The sequence below is a fragment of the Dietzia cinnamea NBRC 102147 genome (assembly GCF_001571065.1).
Lineage (GTDB): Bacteria > Actinomycetota > Actinomycetes > Mycobacteriales > Mycobacteriaceae > Dietzia > Dietzia cinnamea.
On the sequence record NZ_BCSW01000008.1, the window covers coordinates 86,537 to 107,003 of the forward strand.

Annotated in this window: 18 protein-coding genes and 1 tRNA gene; 6 read left to right on the top strand and 13 right to left on the bottom strand. The window is 70.7% G+C overall.

Going from position 1 to position 20,467, the window contains the following annotated elements; genetic code table 11:
* The first annotated feature begins 85 nt into the window (after positions 1–85).
* On the top strand, positions 86–1,957 hold the full coding sequence (locus DCI01S_RS05105; RefSeq protein ID WP_082767650.1) for an ABC transporter ATP-binding protein: 1,872 nt from the start codon (positions 86–88) through the stop codon (positions 1,955–1,957).
* A gap of 15 nt (positions 1,958–1,972) precedes the next feature.
* On the opposite strand, the gene DCI01S_RS05110 is transcribed toward DCI01S_RS05105, so the two are convergent.
* The 4 genes from DCI01S_RS05110 to DCI01S_RS05125 form a co-directional block, all read right to left on the bottom strand.
* Positions 1,973–2,902 (bottom strand): SDR family NAD(P)-dependent oxidoreductase, encoded by a 930-nt coding sequence (locus tag DCI01S_RS05110; RefSeq protein WP_174521525.1) that lies wholly within the window; start codon positions 2,900–2,902, stop codon positions 1,973–1,975.
* 73 nt (positions 2,903–2,975) lie between these two features.
* Positions 2,976–4,298, bottom strand: coding sequence for a TrpB-like pyridoxal phosphate-dependent enzyme (locus tag DCI01S_RS05115; RefSeq protein WP_061228251.1), 1,323 nt, complete (start codon positions 4,296–4,298; stop codon positions 2,976–2,978).
* Positions 4,299–4,335: 37 nt separating this feature from the next.
* Positions 4,336–4,818, bottom strand: coding sequence for a GNAT family N-acetyltransferase (locus DCI01S_RS05120; RefSeq protein WP_061228252.1), 483 nt, complete (start codon positions 4,816–4,818; stop codon positions 4,336–4,338).
* Positions 4,815–5,564 (bottom strand): hypothetical protein, encoded by a 750-nt coding sequence (locus tag DCI01S_RS05125; RefSeq protein ID WP_061228253.1) that lies wholly within the window; start codon positions 5,562–5,564, stop codon positions 4,815–4,817. The genes DCI01S_RS05120 and DCI01S_RS05125 overlap by 4 nt, the downstream gene beginning before the upstream one ends.
* Positions 5,565–5,635: 71 nt before the next feature.
* Here DCI01S_RS05125 and DCI01S_RS05130 point away from each other — a divergent pair, with 71 nt between their 5' ends.
* Both DCI01S_RS05130 and DCI01S_RS05135 read left to right on the top strand, forming a co-directional pair.
* Entirely contained in the window at positions 5,636–6,166 is a 531-nt protein-coding gene (locus DCI01S_RS05130; RefSeq protein WP_167349543.1) for a peptidylprolyl isomerase, read from the top strand.
* Between the two features lie 88 nt (positions 6,167–6,254).
* Positions 6,255–6,989: a rhomboid family intramembrane serine protease gene (locus tag DCI01S_RS05135; protein ID WP_061228254.1), complete on the top strand. Its 735-nt coding sequence runs from the start codon at positions 6,255–6,257 to the stop codon at positions 6,987–6,989.
* Between the two features lie 92 nt (positions 6,990–7,081).
* Here the strand turns inward: DCI01S_RS05135 and DCI01S_RS05140 are convergent, their stop codons facing one another.
* Together DCI01S_RS05140 and crgA are read right to left on the bottom strand one after the other, a co-directional pair.
* Positions 7,082–7,549 carry a PH domain-containing protein gene (locus DCI01S_RS05140; RefSeq protein WP_061228255.1) on the bottom strand — a complete coding sequence of 156 codons (468 nt, stop codon included), beginning with the start codon at positions 7,547–7,549 and terminating at the stop codon, positions 7,082–7,084.
* A 346-nt stretch (positions 7,550–7,895) separates the two neighbouring features.
* On the bottom strand, positions 7,896–8,162 hold the full coding sequence (gene crgA, locus DCI01S_RS05145; RefSeq protein ID WP_061228256.1) for a cell division protein CrgA: 267 nt from the start codon (positions 8,160–8,162) through the stop codon (positions 7,896–7,898).
* An 86-nt stretch (positions 8,163–8,248) separates the two neighbouring features.
* On the opposite strand from crgA, the gene DCI01S_RS05150 reads away from it, so the two are divergent.
* On the top strand, positions 8,249–8,929 hold the full coding sequence (locus DCI01S_RS05150) for an aminodeoxychorismate/anthranilate synthase component II (protein WP_061228257.1): 681 nt from the start codon (positions 8,249–8,251) through the stop codon (positions 8,927–8,929).
* A gap of 121 nt (positions 8,930–9,050) precedes the next feature.
* Here DCI01S_RS05150 and pknB read toward each other — a convergent pair whose 3' ends face one another.
* The 7 genes from pknB to DCI01S_RS05185 all read right to left on the bottom strand — a co-directional run bounded on the left by pknB (position 9,051) and on the right by DCI01S_RS05185 (position 18,576).
* Positions 9,051–11,108, bottom strand: a complete 2,058-nt coding sequence (pknB, locus tag DCI01S_RS05155) for a Stk1 family PASTA domain-containing Ser/Thr kinase (protein WP_061228258.1) — start codon at positions 11,106–11,108, stop codon at positions 9,051–9,053.
* Positions 11,105–12,778 carry a serine/threonine-protein kinase gene (locus DCI01S_RS05160; protein ID WP_061228259.1) on the bottom strand — a complete coding sequence of 558 codons (1,674 nt, stop codon included), beginning with the start codon at positions 12,776–12,778 and terminating at the stop codon, positions 11,105–11,107. Before DCI01S_RS05160 ends, pknB begins: the two co-directional genes overlap by 4 nt.
* Positions 12,775–14,247 carry a penicillin-binding transpeptidase domain-containing protein gene (locus tag DCI01S_RS05165; protein ID WP_061228260.1) on the bottom strand — a complete coding sequence of 491 codons (1,473 nt, stop codon included), beginning with the start codon at positions 14,245–14,247 and terminating at the stop codon, positions 12,775–12,777. The genes DCI01S_RS05160 and DCI01S_RS05165 overlap by 4 nt, the downstream gene beginning before the upstream one ends.
* Before the next feature lie 7 nt (positions 14,248–14,254).
* Positions 14,255–15,718 (bottom strand): FtsW/RodA/SpoVE family cell cycle protein, encoded by a 1,464-nt coding sequence (locus DCI01S_RS05170; protein ID WP_061228261.1) that lies wholly within the window; start codon positions 15,716–15,718, stop codon positions 14,255–14,257.
* A 2-nt stretch (positions 15,719–15,720) separates the two neighbouring features.
* Entirely contained in the window at positions 15,721–17,163 is a 1,443-nt protein-coding gene (locus DCI01S_RS05175) for a PP2C family protein-serine/threonine phosphatase (RefSeq protein WP_061228262.1), read from the bottom strand.
* Positions 17,160–17,618, bottom strand: a complete 459-nt coding sequence (locus tag DCI01S_RS05180) for an FHA domain-containing protein FhaB/FipA (RefSeq protein WP_061228263.1) — start codon at positions 17,616–17,618, stop codon at positions 17,160–17,162. Before DCI01S_RS05180 ends, DCI01S_RS05175 begins: the two co-directional genes overlap by 4 nt.
* An 85-nt stretch (positions 17,619–17,703) precedes the next feature.
* On the bottom strand, positions 17,704–18,576 hold the full coding sequence (locus DCI01S_RS05185) for an FHA domain-containing protein (RefSeq protein WP_061228264.1): 873 nt from the start codon (positions 18,574–18,576) through the stop codon (positions 17,704–17,706).
* A 219-nt stretch (positions 18,577–18,795) separates the two neighbouring features.
* Between DCI01S_RS05185 and DCI01S_RS05190 the strand changes: the two genes are divergently transcribed.
* Both DCI01S_RS05190 and DCI01S_RS17145 read left to right on the top strand, forming a co-directional pair.
* Positions 18,796–18,878 (top strand) — tRNA-Leu (locus DCI01S_RS05190).
* 643 nt (positions 18,879–19,521) lie between these two features.
* Positions 19,522–20,467 (top strand): RCC1 domain-containing protein (locus tag DCI01S_RS17145; RefSeq protein ID WP_218001308.1); only part of this gene is annotated, 946 nt, incomplete at its 3' end.

Consider the following 20,467-nt stretch of genomic DNA (forward strand, 5'->3'; position numbering starts at 1 on the left):
GGGCCGGAATAGGTCGGGCACCGGCCGGGTTGTACGGAGGTGTCGTCGGTACACCCCTCGACCGGCGTGAGAGGAGTGGCCCGGCTTGTCCATGCACATGGCCGCCATGCGGACGCTGTACCGGGCCGAGAACAACGGCATCTCGCTCGACCGGAGTGTCTTCACCCGCGAGAACTTCCGCCGGATCGGGCAGTTCGCGCGCCCCCACACCCGGCGGATCGTCGTCTTCCTCATCCTCTCCGTCTTCGGGGCGTCGCTGGCGGTCCTGACCCCCGTGCTCGCGGGCCGGGTCGTGACCGCGATCGTCGAGGCCTCGCCGGTTCGGGTGGTCGTCGGGCTCGCGGTACTGATCGCCGCGATCGGCGTCGTCGAGGCGGTCGCGGCCGTGTTCACCCGGTTGTGGTCGGCGCGCATCGGCGAGGGCTTGATCCTCGACCTGCGTCGCGCGGTGTTCGACCACGTACAGACGATGCCGGTGGCATTCTTCATGCGGACCCGCACCGGCGCCCTGGTCAGTCGCCTCAACAACGACGTCATGGGTGCCCAGCGGGCCTTCTCCGACACCCTCTCCGGGGTCGTGTCCAACCTGGTGCAGCTGGTCCTCACCCTGGCGGTGATGGCCGGCATCAACTGGCAGATCACCGTGCTGTCGGTCCTCCTGCTGCCGATCTTCCTGTTCCCCGCCCGGTACGTCGGCAGGCGTCTGGCACGACTCCGACGCGAGGCCTCGGACCTCAACGCGTCGATGAACGACCAGATGACCGAGCGGTTCAACGCCGGTGGGGCGACCCTGGTCAAGCTGTTCGGTCGGCCCTCCGCGGAGTCGGCGGAATTCGCGGCCCGTGCCGGGCGGGTCCGCGGCATCGGGGTGCGCACCGCGCTGCTCATGAGCGTGTTCATGAACTCGCTGACGCTCGTGTCCACCCTGGCGCTGGCACTGGTCTACGGACTGGGCGGGTGGTTCGCCCTCAACGGCGGGTTGGACGCCGGGTCGGTCGTCGCGCTGGCGCTGCTGCTCACCCGCCTCTACGGCCCGCTGACGGCGCTGGCCAACGCCCCGATGGACATCGTCACGGCCATCGTCAGCTTCGAGCGGGTCTTCGAGGTCCTCGACCTGGAGCCCCTGATCGCCGACGCCCCCGACGCCGTCGACATCCCCGAGGGCCCCGCGACCATCGAGTTCGACGACGTCCACTTCTCCTACCCCGCGGCGGACAAGATCTCGCTGGCCTCCCTGGAGGAGGTCGCGGTCCTCGACACCCGCGGTGGGCAGGAGGTGCTGCACGGGATCTCGTTCCGCGCCGCGCCGGGCGAGATGGTCGCGCTCGTCGGGTCGTCGGGAGCCGGGAAGTCGACCATCGCCTCACTCCTGCCCCGCCTCTACGACGTCGACTCGGGCGCGGTGCGGGTCGCGGGACTGGACGTGCGTGACGTCACGTCGTCGTCGCTCCGTCGCACGGTCGGCATGGTCACCCAGGACGGCCACCTCTTCCACGACACCATCCGGGCGAACCTCACCTTCGCGCGCCCGGAGGTCACCGACGATCTCGTGTGGGACGCCCTGCGCCGGTCCCGGCTCGAAGGCCTGGTCGCCTCGCTGCCCGACGGTCTCGACACGGTCATCGGTGACCGCGGATACCGGCTGTCGGGTGGAGAACGTCAGCGCCTGACCATCGCGCGACTGCTCATCGCCGAGCCGTCGGTCGTGGTGTTGGACGAGGCGACGAGTGCGCTGGACTCGACCAACGAGTCCGCGGTCCAGGAGGCACTGACCGAGGCGATGTCCGACCGGACGTCCCTGGTGATCGCGCACCGGCTGTCGACCGTCCGGGCCGCGGATCGGATCCTCGTCCTCGAGGCGGGGCACGTGGTGGAGTCGGGTACCCACGCCGAGCTGCTCGCGGGCGGCGGACGGTACGCGGAACTGTACGAGACGCAGTTCGCCGACCAGGAGTGACCCGCGGCCGGCCGGTCAGCTCTCCAGGTGCAGGCCGAGCTCGCGGGCGGCCAGCGCGGCGTACTTCGAGGTCTGCTCGAAGGCGCCCTCGAGGGGGTTGGCGTCGGTGACGTCGGCGATCTCGGCCCAGCGCTCGGCCACCACCTCGGGGGTCCGCGCACCCTCGGGCAGGTAGACGCCACGGCTCTCGACCATCTGCGACACCGCGAACACACCGGCGCCGGCCCCGAGGATCGTCTTGGTGGGGGCGTCCTCGCTGACCATGAACAGGGCGCCCGGCGCGATGGTCTCGGGACCCATGATGTCCAGCACCCGCTGGGGCAGCAGGTCCTCGGTCATGCGGGTCGCGGCCGTCGGAGCGATGGAATTGACCTTGATGTTCTTCTTCTCGCCCTCGATGGCCAGGACGTTCATCAGGCCGACCAGTCCCGACTTGGCCGCGGCGTAGTTGGCCTGGCCGAAGTTGCCGTAGATTCCGGAGGAGGACGTGGTCATGAGGATGCGGCCGTAGCCGGCCTCGGCCATGTGCGGCCAGACCGCCTTGGTGCAGTTCACCGAGCCCATGAGGTGGACCTCGATGACCTTGCGGAAGTCGGCGATGTCCATCTTGGCGAAGGACTTGTCGCGCAGGATGCCGGCGTTGTTGATGAGGATGTCGATCCGGCCCCACTTCTCCATGACCGTCGACACCATGGCCTCGACCGCCGCCTCGTCGGTGATGTCGCTGCCGTCCACGATCGCCTCGCCGCCGGCCGCGGTGATCTCCTCGACGACCTGCTGCGCCAGCGACGGCGACCCGCCCTCACCGCGGACGTCGCCACCGAGGTCGTTGACGACGACCTTGGCACCACGCTCGGCCAGCGCGAGGGCGTACGCGCGGCCCAGGCCGCCGGCCGCACCGGTGACGATCGCGACGCGATCGGTGAACTCGATGGTCTTGGTCAATTGGGGGCTCCTTTATCGAGGGTAGGGAACGTGATTGGTGGTCTGGTGGGGGGCGCGGGCCCCGTCCGGCGCGTCAGCCCAGCTCGCCGCGCACGAACGACTCGTACGCGGGCAGGTCGAGGAAGCCGTGACCGGACAGGCCGATCACGATCGACGGCCCGGTCCCGGCCTCGCCGGCGTGCTCGCGGGCCTTCGCCATGGCGCCGGCCAGTGCATGGGTCGACTCGGGGGCTGGAACGATGCCCTCCGCCTTGGCGAACTCGACGCCGGCCGCGAACGCGACGTTCTGCTCCACCGCCATCGAGTCGAGCAGGCCGAGGTGCTTGACGTGGCTGACCAGCGGCGCCATGCCGTGATAGCGCAGGCCGCCGGAGTGGATGGGATCCGGGACGAAGTCCTGGCCGAGGGTGTACATCTTCATCAGCGGGGTCAGGCCGGCGACGTCACCGTGGTCGTAGCGGAACTCGCCCTCCGTCAGCGACGGGCAGGCCGTGGGCTCGACCGCGACGATCTCGGTCTTCGCGCCGGCGAGGTTCTCCCGGATGAACGGGAACGCCAGCCCGGCGAGGTTGGAGCCACCGCCGGCGCACCCGTACACGTAGTCCGGCGCGCCCTCGCCGAACACCGCCAGCTGCGTGATGGCCTCCTCGCCGATCACGGTCTGGTGCAGGCACACGTGGTTGAGCACCGAGCCCAGGGAGTAACGGGTCTCGGGATCCGCGGCGGCCACCTCCACGGCCTCGGACACGGCCATGCCGAGAGATCCCGGGGTGTCGGGGTCCTTGGCGAGGAGCGCGCGACCGGCCTCGGTGAGGTCGGACGGGCTCGGGTGCACGGACGCCCCGAAGGTCTCCATGAGCATGCGCCGGTACGGCTTGGAGTGGAAGGAGGCCTTGACCTGCCACACCTCGACCTCGATCCCGAAGGCCTGCCCGGCGAACGCCAGCGACGCACCCCACTGGCCGGCGCCGGTCTCGGTGGTCAGCTTGGTGATGCCCTCGGCGGCGTTGTAGTACGCCTGCGCGACCGCGGTGTTCGGCTTGTGTGAACCGACGGGGCTGGTGCCCTCGTACTTGTAGTAGACGCGGGCGGAGGTGCCCAGCGCCTTCTCGAGACGCCGTGCACGGATGAGCGGCGACGGCCGCCACAGCCGGTAGATCTCCCGGACCGCTTCCGGGATCTCGATGTACCGTTCCGGGGTCACCTCCTGCTCGATGAGCGCCATCGGGAACAGGGGCGCCAGGTCCTCGGGACCGAGCGGCTCCTTGGTTCCGGGGTGCAGGTGGGGCGCCATCGCCTCGGGCAGGTCGGCCTGGATGTTGTACCAGTGCGTCGGCATCTCGTTCTCGGGCAGGAGAGCCTTGACCAGCGGGACGGAGGGGGCGGCAGACGTCATGTGTGTCCTCGGAAGCGATCGAAGGGTGAGCCTGGTCTCATCCTAGGAGGTCGCGTCGCATGGGCAGATGGGGGATCCGTCCGTCGATGTAGTCCTGTCCGCACCGGACGAATCCGAACTGCTCGTACCACCGCTCGAGGTGGGCCTGGGCCCCGATCTCGACCGGCCGGTCACCGCACAGTTCCAACGCCCGGCGGATCAGGTCGGCCGCGATACCCCGGCCCCGCCACGACGGTGCCGTACACACGCGCCCGACGTGCATGAGTCCGTCGGCGGCGTCGTCTGCGAAGACGCGCAGTGTCGCCACGAGTTCACCGCCCGACCCCCGCGCGAGGAGATGTGTGGTGCCGGGGTCGGCGTCGACGTCGTCGATCTCGGCGTACGGGCAGTCCTGCTCGGCCACGAAGACGTCCACGCGCAGTCGGTACAGCGCGTGGACGTCCAGTGGGCCCAGTTCCTCGAGGGCCGACGCGGAGATCTCGAGCGCCGGGTCGTGGGCCGACGCGTCGGATCGGCTCATGCGCCGGTGGTGTTGCCGTCCGTGGTCTGACCGCCCGTCGAGGTGTCGTCCCCCGCGGCGTCATCGGAGGGCTGCGGCGCGGAACCGGCAGCGGGGCCGGGCGCGGCGCTGCCCGCGGCCGGGGAGGACTCGGCGGACTGGTCGGCGGGGCCCTCGGGATCCGGGGACTCGATGGTCAGGTCCTCGCCCGTCTCCGAATCCTCGGACTCACGGGCGTCCGGGCCCGTGGATCCGGCCGCGTCACCCCGGGAGTCGGCGGCCGCCTCGGCCGGCGTGGGCGTCCGCGGCGGAGCCGGGGTGGGCTTGGGCGCCGGCGGGGAGGAGGGAGCGGGCGAACCCGGGTCGCGCAGGAAGTACGCGGTGGCGCCGACGACGGCGGCACCGCCGACGAGTCCCACGATCCACAGCGGCGCGAAGCGACGCAGCGGGCTGCGCTTCTCCTGCGGCGTGGCGAGGGCGGAGGTCTTCTCGCGCAGGGAGTCGGCGTGCTGGCGGGCGTCGGCCGCGAGGTCACCGAGGATCTCCGCCTGCTCCGCGCGGCGCTCACGGAGCACCTGGATGCCGCGGCTTGCTCCGAAGAGGGCGAGCCCGACGGGGCCCCGGGTGGCGGCGACGGCGGCCTCGCCGAGGAACCGCGGGTCCTTGAGGTCGAACGCCTTGCGCGCGGCGGTCCCGGCCTTGTTCAGGTCCTTGTCCGCCTGCTTGACGGCCTTGCGGTGGGCGGCGCGATCGCTTCGTGTGCTCATGTGACGATGGTGGCACAGCGCTCGGACACCGACCACCACCTCGCCGACATCGGTTCCACCATCGTGGCAGGATGGGACACGTGAGCATCGCAACGCAGAAGGCAACCATCCACACCAACCGGGGCGACATCGTCGTCGAGCTGTACGGCAACCACGCCCCGGAGACCGTGCAGAACTTCGTCGGGCTGGCCGACGGCTCCAAGGAGTACTCCCAAGCCAACGCCAAGGGGGAGAAGACCGGCCCGTTCTACGACGGCTCCATCTTCCACCGCGTCATCTCCGGCTTCATGATCCAGGGCGGCGACCCCACGGGCACCGGCCGCGGCGGCCCGGGTTACCAGTTCAAGGACGAGTTCCACCCGGAGCTGCAGTTCTCCGAGCCCTACCTGCTGGCCATGGCCAACGCCGGACCGGGCACCAACGGTTCGCAGTTCTTCATCACGGTCGGCCCCACGCCGCACCTGAACAACCGCCACACCATCTTCGGCAAGGTCGCCGACGAGGACTCCCGCAAGGTCGTCGACGCCATCGCCACCACCCGTACCGGTGCGATGGACCGCCCGACCGAGGACGTCGTGATCGAGTCGATCGAGATCTCCTGACCGACCTCCCCGGCCGGTCGGCGGCGCGGGTCCCGGGACACACGGACCCGCGCCGCACGTCTATCCGCAGCACGACGAACCGGGAGCCATGAGCATCCAGACCCACCGCGGTGGCGCGGTCTCGCGTTTCTTCCGCCTCCAGCCGGTCACGGCGTGGCTCATCACCGCCAATCTCGCCGTCTACGTCGCCACCGCGGCGCAGGCGCGCAGCATCATGGCGAACAGCGCCTCGGCCCTGTTCGAGGCCACGGCCCTGTTCCCGCCGATGGTGGCGGTCCGCGACGAGTGGTGGCGGCTGCTCACCTCGGCGTTCCAGCATTTCGGTCCGATGCACCTGCTGCTCAACATGTACATGCTGTGGATCCTCGGTCTGGGGATCGAGCGCAGCATCGGGCACGCCCGGTTCCTCGGTCTCTACCTCGTCTCCGCCCTCGGTGGGTCCGTGGCGGTGATGTTCACCAGCCAGAACGCGCTCACCGCCGGCGCCTCCGGGGCCATCTTCGGGCTGATGGGGGCATACGCCATCGTCGCGATGTCCCTGCGCCTCGACGTCAAGGGCATCGGGTTGCTGCTCGTACTCAACATCGGCGTCAGCTTCCTCGTCCCCGGGGTTTCGCTGGGCGCGCATCTCGGCGGGCTCGCGGTGGGCGCGGTCGCCGCCGTCGCGCTGGTGGTGCTGCCGCGGCGCCTGCCCCCCCGTGTGGGTCGCGGGGGGCGGGAGGTCGTGTCGTGGACCGCGTACCTCGTCGTCGTCGTCCTCGTCGGGCTCGCCGCGTGGTACGCGGCGGAGTCCATGACCGCGGGGTTCGTCGTCCTCCGCTGAGCCCCGCCGGCCCCGCCCCGCTGCCCGGCGCCGCCGCCGCGCCATCTCGCTGCCCTCCCGCCCGTGGCTACGTGTCGCCGCGCCGGCCGCACCTACGTGTCGCCGCGCCGGCCGCCGAACCCCAGCCGCGTGAGCGTCTCCGCGACGTCGCGCGGATCGGTGCCCAGATCGAGCCGGGTGAACACGTCGAGCTGCTCGCGGCCGCGCTCGTCGGTGTACTCCAGCCTCATCATGTGCTGCCGCACGCCCCACCGGGCCGAGCCGAGGGCGCGCACCTCCACCACCTCGGACCGGGGCACGAACATCACCCGTCCGAGCGTGGCGATCGCCAGCTGCCCGTCGACGACCTCGATCCGCGGCCGCCGCAGTAACTGGGACACCCCGGACGGGATGAGGAACAGCGCCGCCAGGCCGGTGAGCAGCAACGCGAGCGGTTCCTGGCGCTGCAGTCCGAGCACCACCAGCAACACTCCCGCGGCGATCTGCACGCCCGGCCACACCATGCCCGGCGACCACGACACCGCCCTGGGCTCCCCTCCGGAGACCGCCTCACCACTCACACGCCCATCCTCCCTTATCCACAGGCGTTATCCACACTGTGGAGGAATAACACGCGTGGAGTTCGAAAGTCGTTCGAGTCGGAGCGGGCCCGACCTGCGGTGTCGACCTCGTCGTCGTCCCACAGGCTTTATCCCCAGTGTGGAGGGAGTTGTCCACAGTGTGTGAGGGGTGTGGAGGAGCGGGGTCACTGTGGTTGGCGGCCTTGCGATCGGGCTGTTGACCTGCACAAATAGACACATTTCGGAGAAAATGCAGGTCACCCCCCGCGTCGTGCGGGGGGTGACCTGTGGAAAAGCCTGTGGAAAGCGCGGGTGCGCCTCCCCGGCGGGGGTCTGTGGAGAACCGTCAGCGCCAGTTCATCGTCATGAGCAGCCCGACGACGGCCACACCGAAGCCGATCGCGAAGTTCTGCCACGTCTCCAGATCGCGCATGAACGGGATCTTCTCCCCGGCGATGTAGTACGTGACCAGCCACAGCAGTCCGACGATCATCAGACCTAGCATGAGCACGAGGTACCAGCGCGCCGTCGGGGTCCCCTTGACCTTGACGGGGGTGCGGCTGACGGCCGCGTCGGTGTACTCGGTCTTGGACCGGACCTTTGACTTGGGCATTTCAGTCCTCGTGGTGGGGGATGTCGGGGCGAGTCTACCAAGCCCACCGGAGACGCTCCCCGGCCCGAGGGCAGTACGCTGCGTCTATGCGCATTCTCGTCGTCGACAACTACGACAGCTTCGTCTACAACCTGGTCCAGTACCTGGGCCAGTTGGGCGCGACGTGCGACGTGTGGAGGAACGACGACCTCAGGCTCGCCGGCCCGGACGGCCGCTACGACCCGGCCGGTCTGGAACGCGTCATCGGCGGATACGACGGCGTCCTGCTCAGCCCGGGGCCCGGAACGCCTGGCCGGGCGGGTGCCACGATTCCGCTGATCGGGGTCTGTGGCCGCGCGGGCGTGCCCGTGCTGGGCGTGTGCCTGGGGCACCAGGCGATCGGTGAGGCGTTCGGCGCGACCGTCGACCGCGCCGCCGAGCTCATGCACGGCAAGACGAGCCGGGTCACGCACGACGACTCCGGCGTCCTCGCCGGCATCCCCAGCCCGTTCACGGCCACGCGCTACCACTCGCTGACCGTGCTGCCCGAGACGATCCCGGACGCCCTCGTGCCGACGGCGTGGACGGAGTCGGGGCTGGTCATGGCGATGCGGCACCGCGACATGCCCGTCCACGGCGTGCAGTTTCACCCCGAGTCGGTGATGAGCGACGGCGGGCACCGCATGCTCGCCAACTGGCTGGGGATGTGCGGGGAGCGTCCGTCCGAGACCCTGGTGACGCGGCTGGAGTCGGAGCTCGACCGGACCCGCGGCGCCGCCCTCGCCTGACCGCGGCCGGATGGCGCGAGCCGTCACTTCGGTCAGCGAATCCCCAGGACGTGGTTCGGCGAACCGTGCAGAAGCGACGCCTGACCGCTGCACGCCGCGCGCGGGGCGGGCGACCGGCCGGTCAGCCGGGCCCGGGCACCAGCCCGAAGCGGATCACCCGGACCACGACCTGATCGTTGACACCCGCCTCACCGACCGGCGGTTGCTGGGAGTAGATCCGCCCGACCCGCGACAGGTCCGGGTCGTTCTGCGGGAGCTCGACGAGCTGACCGCGATCCCCGCGCCAGCCCGCCTGCTCGAGCTTGCCCAACGCCTCCTCGACGGTGTCGCCGACGATGTTGGGCATCTCGAACCGGTTCCCGGCCGAGACCTGCAGCGTGATCGTCGCGCCCTTGAGCTGGGACTGCCCGGCGGGCGTCGACTGGCCGACCACCTGACCCTCCGGCGCGGTGCCGTCGACGCGCAGCGTGTCCACGCGGAAGCCCGCGGCCTCGAGCGTGGCCCGGGCGGACTCGGCGCCCTGACCGATCACCCCGGGCACCGCGACCTGCTCGGGACCGGACCCCACCGTCAACCGCACCGGCCGGTCGGAGGGCACCTGCGCGCCCGGGGCGGGATCGGTGTCGACGACCTTGTCCTGGTCCTCCGGCGTCGACGGTCGGGCCTCGTTCTCCGGGACCACCTCGAACCCCGCCTCCTCGAGCGCCAACCGGGCGTCGGCGGGGGACATCCCCATGACGTTGGGCACGGACAGGATCGGCTTACCCGTGGACACGACCAGGTTTATCTCCGAGCCCACCGCGAGGCGCTTGCCGGCGATCGGGTCCGACGAGATGACGTGACCCTCGGGGATCTCCGGGTGCGGCGCCGGCGCCTGCACCGGTTCCAGGCCGAGCGCGGTGAGCTCCTCGACCACCTCGGCCACCGGCCGCTGCGCCACCTCCGGGATCGTCACCTCCTGCGGCCGCGAGATCCCGCCGCCGCCGTTCGAGGTCGCCCACAGGGACACGGCCGTGACGCCGCCCAGGACGAGCAGCACCGCCAGCGCGACCGCCACCCCCCGTGGCCTGCGGCGGTCGCCGTCGCGGGCCGCCGGACGGCGACCGCCCGCGGAGTGGGATGCGGGACGGGAGCCCGCCGCGGCCCCCGCGGCCCCCGCGGCTCCGCCGGCCACGCCGCCGGCCACGCCCGCCAGATCGTGGGCCTCCGTGAGCGCATCCGACGGAGACTGCTGGGGCCGGCCGGTCCCGTACCCCGCGCCGGTGAACCCGTGTGGCGCGTCGGGCCGCTCGTCGTCGTCGAGATCGTCGTCCGACAGCACCAACGGCGCCGCCGGACGGCCGCCGGTGAGCACCGTGATGAGATCGGTGCGCATCTCCCCGGCCGACGTGTAGCGGTTCTCCGGGTTCTTGGCCATGGCCTGCATGACCACCGCGTCGACGTACCGCGTCACCTCCGGGTTGACCGCCGACGGCGGCCGTGGGGACTCGCGGACATGCTGGTACGCCACCGCGACCGGCGACTCGCCCGTGAACGGCGGCACCCCGGCGACCATCTCGTAGAGCACGCAGCCGGCGGAGTACAGGTCCGACCGGGCGTCGACCTTCTCGCCGCGAGCCTGCTCCGGGCTCAGGTACTGGGCGGTGCCGAGGACCGACGACGTGGTGGTGAGCGTCGACGAGGAGTCGCTGATCGCGCGCGCGATGCCGAAGTCCATGACCTTGACCGCGCCGTCGCGGGAGATCATGACATTGGCCGGTTTGACGTCGCGGTGGACGATGCCCTTCTTGTGCGAGAAGTCGAGTGCCCCGCACACGTCGGCCATCACGCCGAGCGCCCGCTCGAGCGGCATCGGACCGTCCATCCGGATGATGTCGCGCAGGGTGTCGCCCTCGACGAGCTCCATGACGATATACGGCAGGGAGCCCTCGTCGGTGTGCTCCTCACCCTGGTCGTATATCGCGACGATCGACGGGTGGTTGAGCGAAGCCGAGTTCTGCGCTTCACGACGGAAGCGCTGGTAGAAGGTCTCGTCGCGGGCCAGCTCGGGTCGCATGATCTTCACGGCGACGTCGCGGCCGAGAACCGTGTCCCGGCCGCGGTGGACCTCCGACATGCCGCCGAAGCCGAGAATCTCGCCGATCTCGTACCGACCCGCGAGGACTGGCGGGGTGGTCATGCGCCCTCACCCCCGCCGCGCGCCGACACGGGCACCACGTCACCATCGGTCCGCCCGCTGGCCTGGGGACCGTCGCCGCGACCCTCGTCACCCCGGCCTTCGCCCCCCTGGCGCTGACCCTGTGCGCCCTGCTGGCCCTCGCCCTGCTGCGGCAGTAACGAGCTGAACTCCGAAGTGAGCGAGTCGAGCATGTCCTGCAGGTCGGAGGTGGCCGGCGCCCCTGTCGGCGACGGCGAGGGCTCCGGTGTCGGCGTGGGGGACGGGGTGCGGCTCGGCTGCGGCGTGGGGGCCGGGGCGGGGGCCGGGGCGGGGGCCTGGGTGGTCACGGTGGTGACGGGCGTGGTGGCCGGCGTCCGCGGAGTGGTGGTGCCGCCGCCGAACAGCCCGCCCGGGCCGAAGACGCCGAGATTGGACAGCGCGACCGCCGCGGCGACCGCCAGGGCGGCGACCAGGACGAACACCACGAGGAACCACCCCGCGCACCCGCCCCCGCGGCGACGCCGGGGAGGTCGCGTGGTGACCGGCGTGGCGGGCTGTCGGCCGGTGGCCGGCGACCGGTGGGGCCGACCCGCGGCCTGCGCGGCCGGCAGCCCCTGCGTGCGTGCGGGACCCTGTGTGCGGGGCGCGCCCTGGGTGCGGGGTCGACCCGCGGTGCCCGGGTGCATGCTCGTGTAGGCGCGCGTCGGATCCGCGCCGGCCGACGAGGCGCGGTACACGCCCGAGCCGTCGTCAGGGAGGACGGTGGTCGCCGCGGTGGCTGCCGCCGCACCCGCGGCCGCCCCGGCGGCGGCCCCGCCCGCGGCGGCGAGGAACGCACTCGGCGGGCGTGGATCGCAGCCGGCGCGGATGTCGGCGACGGCCTCGGCGAAGGCCTCGCCGTCGGGGTAGCGCCGCTCGGGATCCTTGGACATCGCCTCGGCGATGACGCGCCGGACCGGGCCGGGCACGGACTCGGGCAGCGGCGCCGGGGTGTCGCGCACGTGCATCATCGCGACGCTCACGGGTGAGTCGGCGACGAACGGTCGCCGCCCGGCCAGGCACTCGTAACCCACCACGCCGAGGGAGTAGACGTCGCCGGCCGGGGTCGTGTCGTGGCCCATCGCCTGCTCGGGCGCGATGTACTGGGCGGTGCCCATGACCATCCCCGTCTGGGTGACGGCGGACGTGCCCATGGACTTGGCGATCCCGAAGTCGGTGAGCTTGACCTGCCCCGTCGGCGTGATGAGGATGTTGCCCGGCTTGACGTCGCGGTGCACGAGCCCGATCGCGTGGGCGGCGTTGAGGGCGCGGCCGGTCTGCTCGAGCATGTCCAGCGTGTGGCGCAGGGGCAGCGTGCCCTCGCGCGCGAGGACGTCCGACAGCGGCTCGCCCACCACGAGTTCCATGACGAGGTAGGACAGCGGGCTGCCGGAGGCGGGGTCGGTGATCTGGCCGTAGTCGTAGACGGTGGCGATGCCGGGATGGGAGATCCGCGCGGTGACCTTGGCCTCGGACCGGAACCGCTCGACGAACTCGGGGTCGGACGAGTACTCGGCTTTGAGGACCTTGACCGCGACGTGCCGGTCGAGGACGGAGTCGTCGGCCTCCCAGACCTGGCCCATCCCGCCCGTGGCGATGAGCCGCAGCAGGCGGTAGCGCTGAGACAGCAGAGCCCCGGAGTTCAGGCTCACGGCGCGCCCCCGAGGAGGGCGCCCAGGACCTCGCGCCCGATGGGGGCGGCGTAGGTGGCGCCGACGGTGTCGCGGGTGATGCCGGGGCCGGACTCGACCGCCACGGCCACCGCCACGTCGCGGCCGGGGACGAACGCGATGTACCAGGTGTAGGGGATCGACGTGGAGGCGTCGACGCCGTGCTCGGCGGTGCCGGTCTTGGAGGCGATGGTCACCCCGGGCAGGCCGCCGCCGGCGTTGGCCTCGGCGCCGATCATCATGTCGGTGAGGGTGGCGGCCTGGTCGTCGGTGAGGGCGCGGGCCGCGTCGCGAGGGGTGAAACCCTCGACGACGGAGAGGTCGGGCGCCGTCAGGGACTTGATCAGCTGCGGCTCCATGCGGACGCCGCCGTTGGAGACGGTCGCGGCGACCATGGCGCTCTGCAGGGTGGTCATGCGGACGTCGCTCTGGCCGATCGCGCTCATGGCGAGCTGGGCCGCGTCCTCCATCTGCCCGAGCCCCGACGGCGCGACGGGCACCCCGAACTCCTCCGGGGCGGACCCGTCCACGCCGAACTTCTCGGCCATCTCGGTGAACGCCTCCGGGCCGATCTCCTGGCTCAGCTCCACGAACGGGACGTTGCAGGACAGCTCGAGCGCCGTGCGGAGGGTGACCGTGCCGCCGCCACAGGTCTGACCCGCGTAGTTCTGCAGGTAGGTGGCTGTGCCGGGCAGGAGGGTGCGGTCGGCGCCGGAGACGGGGGTGTCCGGGCCCATGCCCTGCTCGAGGGCCGCGGCCGTGGTGATGACCTTCATCGTCGAGCCGGGCGGCAGGGCCTGCTGGGTGGCGTGGTTGAGCAGGGGCCGGTCGGGACTCTGCTCGATGCGGGTCATCTCCGCCTCGCGCACGTCGGGGTCGGTGCTCGACAGGGCGCCCGGGTCGAACGAGGGGCTGGAGGCCAGCGCGAGCACCTCGCCGGTCGAGGGACGCACGGCGGCGACGGACCCGACGAACGGGCCCTGGCCGGCGCCGCGGCGGAGGGCGTCGTAGGCGACGCGCTGGCCGACCGGGTCGAGGGTCAGCTCGACGGAGCCGCCCTGGGGCGTGCGGCCGGAGATGAGGCCGGTGATGCGCTGGGACAGCAGGCGCGGGTCGGAGCCGTTGAGGAAGGCGTCCTGGGACTGCTCGATCCCGGCGGTGGCGAACTGCAGCGAGTAGTAGCCGACGGTCGGGCCGAACACCTCGGGGTCGGTGGGGTAGGTGCGCTCGAACTCGAAACGCCCGTCCGACGGCAGGGACATGGCCAACACGCGCCCGCCGGCGGTGATCTGTCCGCGCTGGCGGGAGTACTCGTCGAGGAGCATGCGGGTGTTGCGCGGGTCGGCGCGCAGTTCGTCGGCGCGGAAGACCTGCACCCAGGTGAGCTGGAGGAGGAGGGCCACCACCATGACCATGGCGGCCACTGCGACCCTGCGGATGGCGGCGTTCACGCGGCGCTCACCCGTTCCTCCGCCCCGGCAGCAGCCGCGGCGTGCGCATCAGGCCGGTGGCGGCCTCGGCGAGCGCCGGCGCCTGGCGCGGGGTGGGCATGGGCCGGCGCGCGTCGTTGGACAGGCGCAGCAGGATGGCCAGGAGGGCGTAGTTGGCGAGCAGGCTGGACCCGCCGTACGCCATGAACGGCAGGGTGAGGCCGGTCAGCGGGATGAGCGTGGACACGCCGCCCACCACGACGAACATCTGGATGGCCACGGTGAACGCCAGGCCCACGGCGACGAGCTTGCCGAAGCTGTCGCGGATCGTCAGCCCCACGCGGATGCCGCGCAGCACGAGGATCGCGTAGACCATGAGCACGGCGGCCAGGCCGATGAGGCCCAGCTCCTCGCCGATGGTGGAGGTGATGAAGTCGGTGTTGGCGAACGGCACCTGGTCGGGCCGACCGTTGCCGAGCCCGGTGCCGCCCATCCCGCCGGAGGCCAGGCCGAACAGGGCCTGCGAGCTCTGGTAGCCGCCGGTGTCGAAGAACGCGAACGGGTCCTGCCAGATCTGGAACCGCACGCGGACGTGTCCGAACAGCGCGTAGGCGAGCACACCGCCGACCGCCACCAGCACCACGCCGATGAGCAGCCAGCTCACCCGCTCGGTGGCGACGTACAGCATGGTCAACACGGTGGCGAAGATCAGCAGCGCCATACCCAGGTCGGTGTTGAACACCAGCACGCCGAGCGACAGGAACCACGCCACGATGATGGGCCCGAGGTCGCGGGCGCGCGGCAGGTCCACCCCCAGCACGCGCTTACCGGCGGTGGTGAACAGTTCGCGTTTCTCCACGAGGATCGACGCGAAGAAGATGATGAGCAGGATCTTGGCGAACTCGCCGGGCTGGATGGTGAACCCGGGCAGGATGATCCAGTTCTTGGCGCCGTTGATCTCGGAGAACCGCGCGGGCAGCACGGCGGGGATCGCCAGCAGGACGAGCCCGGCGAACCCCATCGTGTAGCCGTAGCGGGCCATGACGCGGTGATCGCGCAGGAGGAACAGGACCGCGCCCATGAGGCCGAGCCCGATGAACGTCCACAGCAACTGCCGGGTCACGTCCATACCGGGCGGATCGTTGCCGGCGGCCGCGGCGTTGGCGGCGTACGCCAGGTCGAGCCGGTAGATGAGCACGAGTCCGAGGCCGTTGAGCAGCGCGACGCCCGGCAGGAGCACGGGGTCGGCGTAGGGGGCGAGCCAGCGGATGAGCAGGTGGGCGCCGCCGGACAGGCCGAGGAACGCCAGCGTGATCCACAGCAGTGCCGGGGACAGTTCCTGCTCCTGGGCCAGCTGGACGAGCAGGAGCGCGAACCCGACGATCACCGACGCGGCGATGAGCAGGACGAGTTCCTTGCCCCGGCGCGGGTGGTCGGGGACCGCCTGCCCCCGGGGATCGGACGGGGGCGAGGTCGACGCGGCGTTGGGCACGGTCAGCTCACCGCCCGACAGGTCTCACCGGGCACCGGCGCCGGGCCGGTGGGGGAGGAGGGCGACGACGGCGAGGTGCGCCCGTCGCGGTCCGGGTCCCGTGGTTCGGGTTCGCACACCGGCAGGAGATTGTCCTGCGCGAGGCGGGAGACCTGGGCGGTCGCCTCGGCCAGGCTGCCTGACGGCATCCCGGCGCGCACCGTCTCCCGGGCGGGTTCGCGCAGGTCGCCCAGGGTGAACACGTCGCAGCCGGTGGGGATGGCGTCGGGGGAGTGCATTGTCAGGTCACCGTCACTGGCCAGGCACGCGACCTGGCTGACCGAGGCCAACGAGATGCCGAAGGCCTCCCCGGAGATGCCCCTCTTCACCACGACCTGGTTGTCTTCCTCGGTGACGAAGTAGTTGCTGCGGACGAGCAGTGCCGACACGCCGACGATCCCGGCCAGCACCGCGAGGACCCCGACGACGCTCAGCGCGAAACGCCATCTGCTGCCACGCGGCGGAGCGGGATCGCCCTCGTCGTCGTCGTCCGTCGGGCCCGGGCCGGCGGCTCCACGTCCCGCACCGGACCCGCCGACCTCCCCGGCGCGCGACGCGACCTGGGCGCGGGAGAACGCGGCGGCCTTCCCGGCCGCGGTGTCCGAGTACGGATCGGCGGCCGGGTCGATCTGTCCCGGCTCGTCGCCGGACGCCGCGCCCACCACCACGGGCACCACGGGGGCGTCGCGCGGCGAGTCCACGACGTCCGCCAGTACGACCGTGATGTTGTCCGGCCCGCCCGACCGCAGGGCCAGCTGCACCAACCGGTCCGCCGCCTCCTCGACCGTGCCCGTCGAGAGCGTCTCGGCGATGGTCTCCGTGCTCACGGGGTCGGACAGGCCGTCCGAGCACAGCAGGTACCGGTCGCCCACGCGGGCCTCGCGGATGACGGCGGTCGGTTCCACCGGCTCGCCGGTCAGGGCCTTGAGGATGAGCGAGCGGCGCGGATGGGTGTGCGCCTCGTCGGCGGAGAGCTCCCCGCGGTCGACGAGTGACTGCACGAACGTGTCGTCCTTGGTGATCTGGCTCAGCGTCCCGTCCCGCAGGAGGTACGCGCGCGAGTCACCCACGTGGATCAGACCCATCCGGCGGCCGTCGAACAGCAGCGCCGTGGCGGTGCAGCCCATCCCCTCGGTCTCCGGGTGCGCCTCCACGTGGGCGGCGATCGCCTCGTTGCCGACGGTGAGCGCGCGGGTGAGGGCGGCGGTGAGGTTCTGCCCGGGCTCGTCCTCGTCGAGCCGGGCCAGCGCGGCCACGACGAACTGGCTGGCGATCTCCCCCGCCGCGTGACCGCCCATCCCGTCGGCCAGTGCGAGCAGGCGCGGGCCGGCATACGCCGAGTCCTCGTTGTTCTCCCGCACCATCCCCAGATGGGACCTGGCGGTGTAGACGAGCGCCGGGGTCACGTGCGCAGCTCGATCACGGTCTTGCCGATCCGGATCGGCGTGCCGGCGGCCACCTTGACGGGGGTCGTCACCCGCGTCCTGTCCAGATAGGTGCCGTTGGTCGAACCCAGATCCTCGAGGAACCAGTCGGGGCCGTGTGGCGACAGCCGGGCGTGTTGATTGGACGCGTAGTCGTCGTCGATCACCAACGTGCACGAGTCCGCGCGGCCCAGCAGGACCGGTTGCTCTGACAGCGTGATGCGGGTGCCGGCCAGCGCGCCCTGGGTGACGACGAGGTGACGGATGGCCTTGGCGCCCCGGCCGAACACGCCACCGCGGCGCTCGGTGCGGCCGGCCGAGCGCATGCCGACGTTGCCGAAGACGTCGGTCTTCAGCGCGCGCAGCGTGAGGTAGATGAAGAGCCACAGCAGCACCAGCAACAGGCCGCGCGACAGCTGCAGAACGAGTCCCTGCACTGGTGCCGTCCTCCCCTCGCCGGTCGGGTCACCTCTACCAACGTGTCACCGCCCCCGGTGGTTCCGGGGGTCATTCGTGTCGAGGCTAGTCGAACCGGACGGTGATCTCCGAGTGTCCGACCCGGATCACGTCCCCGTCGGCCAGCTGCCAGTCCTGGACCGGGCCGCCGTTGACCGTGGTGCCGTTGGTCGAGCCGAGGTCGGTGAGAACCGCTTCCCGCCCGTCGAAGTGGATGTCCGCGTGCTGCCGCGAGACGCCCGTGTCGGGCAGTCGGAACGCGGCGTCCTGACCCCGTCCGAGCAGGTTGGAGCCCCGCTGGAGGCGGAAGGTGCGGCCCGAGCCGTCCTCGAGGTGCAGCGTGACCGCCAGGGACGAGCGCCCCTGCGTGATCTGGGTGGGCGCGTCGGACGGGCCGCCCCAGCCGGAGCTGCGGGGACCGGTCTCGGCCGCGACGGGATAGTTGGAGGCGGGTGCCTGCATGTCGATGTTCTCCTTGCTCGCACTCGGCTCGCGGCGCGACGGCGACGACGGCGCGGGATGACCCGGTCGCGGTGCCGGCGCGGCGGCCGAGATGTGGAACGGGACGGCATCGGGGTCCACGACCCCGTCGATACGCATCTGTCCGGTGTGGAGGTCGTCGCGCTCCACGAAGGTCACCGTGACCGGACCGTAGGTCTCCCAGCCCTGCTCGCTGATGTGATCCGACAGGTGGCGGGAGAAGGTCTTCACGGCCAGTGCCTCGTCCTCGGTGAACGACGCGTAGTCGGAGCGCGCGAGGGTGATGGTGTAGCTGTTGGACACCAGCAGGTGGCCGTCGACCACCTTGAGGGAGGCCTCCGCCTGCTTGCGCAGCTGTGCCTCCACCTCGGCCGCCACCACTCTGCCACCGAAGAGTCGGGCGAACGCGTCGCCCACGGCGCCCTGCAGGGTCCGTTCGAACTTGCCGACTATCCCCACGTCGCGCCTCCTCTCTCCCACATGTCGTGGCCTCAGGGCACGACCGGTCGGGCCGCTTCCGGCGGCATCCGGTCGATCATAGAGGCGGTGGCCGCTCTAAGCACGCGCCAGAGCCGTGACCACTGGTTCCCCGGTTTTCGTTCTGGCGACTTTCATCCGCTCCCACCTGCTGATTAGTGGCGATCGAGCGGGCCGTGTTAGCCTGTTCGAGCGTTACTCGGGCGAGTGGCGGAATGGCAGACGCGCTGGCTTCAGGTGCCAGTGTCCTTCGGGACGTGGGGGTTCAAGTCCCCCTTCGCCCACCGAGAGCAGTTTGAGTTTAGAACTGCGGCGGCCGAAGCCGGGATTCTCCTGGCTACGGCCGTTTTTGTCTTTGACCGCTCCAGGACGTCGCTCGCTACATCGGGGGCGAGACGCCGAGCAGGCCGAGCTCGCTCGATTTGGTGTTCGTTCGCCAGCCCGTTAGGCATCCCCTCTGTCAGCGGTCGAGCGGGTCGAGGGTTATACGACCCGGACATTGTCTCGCGCGGGCGACCGGCCCCAGAATTTGCCGCCGCGGATCGAAGCTGACCCTGCGCGGTGCTTCACGGCCCGGCGTTGGAGTTCGCCAAGGACCGTGATGCGGCACCGCCTTGCCCACGAGATCTACCGCGTCAGGTCAGTTGGCCCACTCCACGACGGGCATCTGTCGGAGTGCGCCGCGGATTTCAACGATTAGCATAAAATAAATAGAATTTACCCCGAATGGGGGATATAAGTTTGAACCAAGAAAGTGTGATGATCGTCATGTTCGCACTATTCACCTCGCGTCTACACGACAGTGCCGGCCCTGAAGGAGGGCACAGATTTCCATGGACGTAAGACATTTAAGGGGTGCGGACTCATCCGCATCTCAGGCGCACGGGAGCGGCCGATGGCGCCGTCGTTGAGGCGGTGGGGGCCACGGTGGCTGCCAGCGTGTTGATCGTAACTTCTGCCCCGGCCGTCTCGGCCAGCGATGGGATTCCAGTGATCCCCGGCGGCAAAGTGTATGGATGGGGACAGGCGACCGGCAACAAGCATCAGCCCCCGGCCCGTCTGAACGGTGTGGAAATCATCGCGATGGATGGGAGCACCAGTCATTCGATGGTGTTGACCGCAGACGGAAGCATCGACGTATGGGGGGCGACCGCCAGCCCCGCACCGCCCATCTTGTCGGTCCCGCCGGAGACAGCCGGCCGCACTGTTGCCATCGCCGCCGGTAACGACCACCTGCTCGCACTGACCAACGATGGCAAAGTCCACACGTGGGGCAGTCCGGGGTCGGATCGGCTGGTCATGCCTCCGGAGTTGGACAACGAGAACGTCACTGCCATCGCAGGCGGACATCTCCATAGCCTCGCTCTCACCGCGGAGGGCAAGGTTTATGCGTGGGGAGCCTCTGATGGCGGTACAACCAGAGCCCAGGCCGTAGTTCCTCCAGAAGTCGACGACGCGGTGATCACAGCTATCGCGGCTGGTGCTGTGCATTCAGTGGCTGTGACTGACAGTGGGCAGGTCATCGTGTGGGGTGACAACAATTTCCAACAGCAACTGACACTTCCGGCCTCACTCACGGGCAAGCAGATCACGTCGGTTTCCAGCTATTCCCACCACACCCTCGCCCTCGCAAGCGACGGATCCGTCCATGCGTGGGGCAGCGGGGGTACCGGTGCTCCGGTCCAGGTGCCCGCAGCGTTGCGAGCCGCAAACAGCGGAGTGATCGCAGTGTCTGCGAGTAACAGCCAGTCCTTCGCGCTTCTGGACAACGGCACCATCCGCACGTGGGGCAACAACGCCCTCAGCATTCAGAACCCGCCGACGAATTTTCCGTCCGGCCATATAGTTCGCGGAATCGCCACCGGCGCCAACT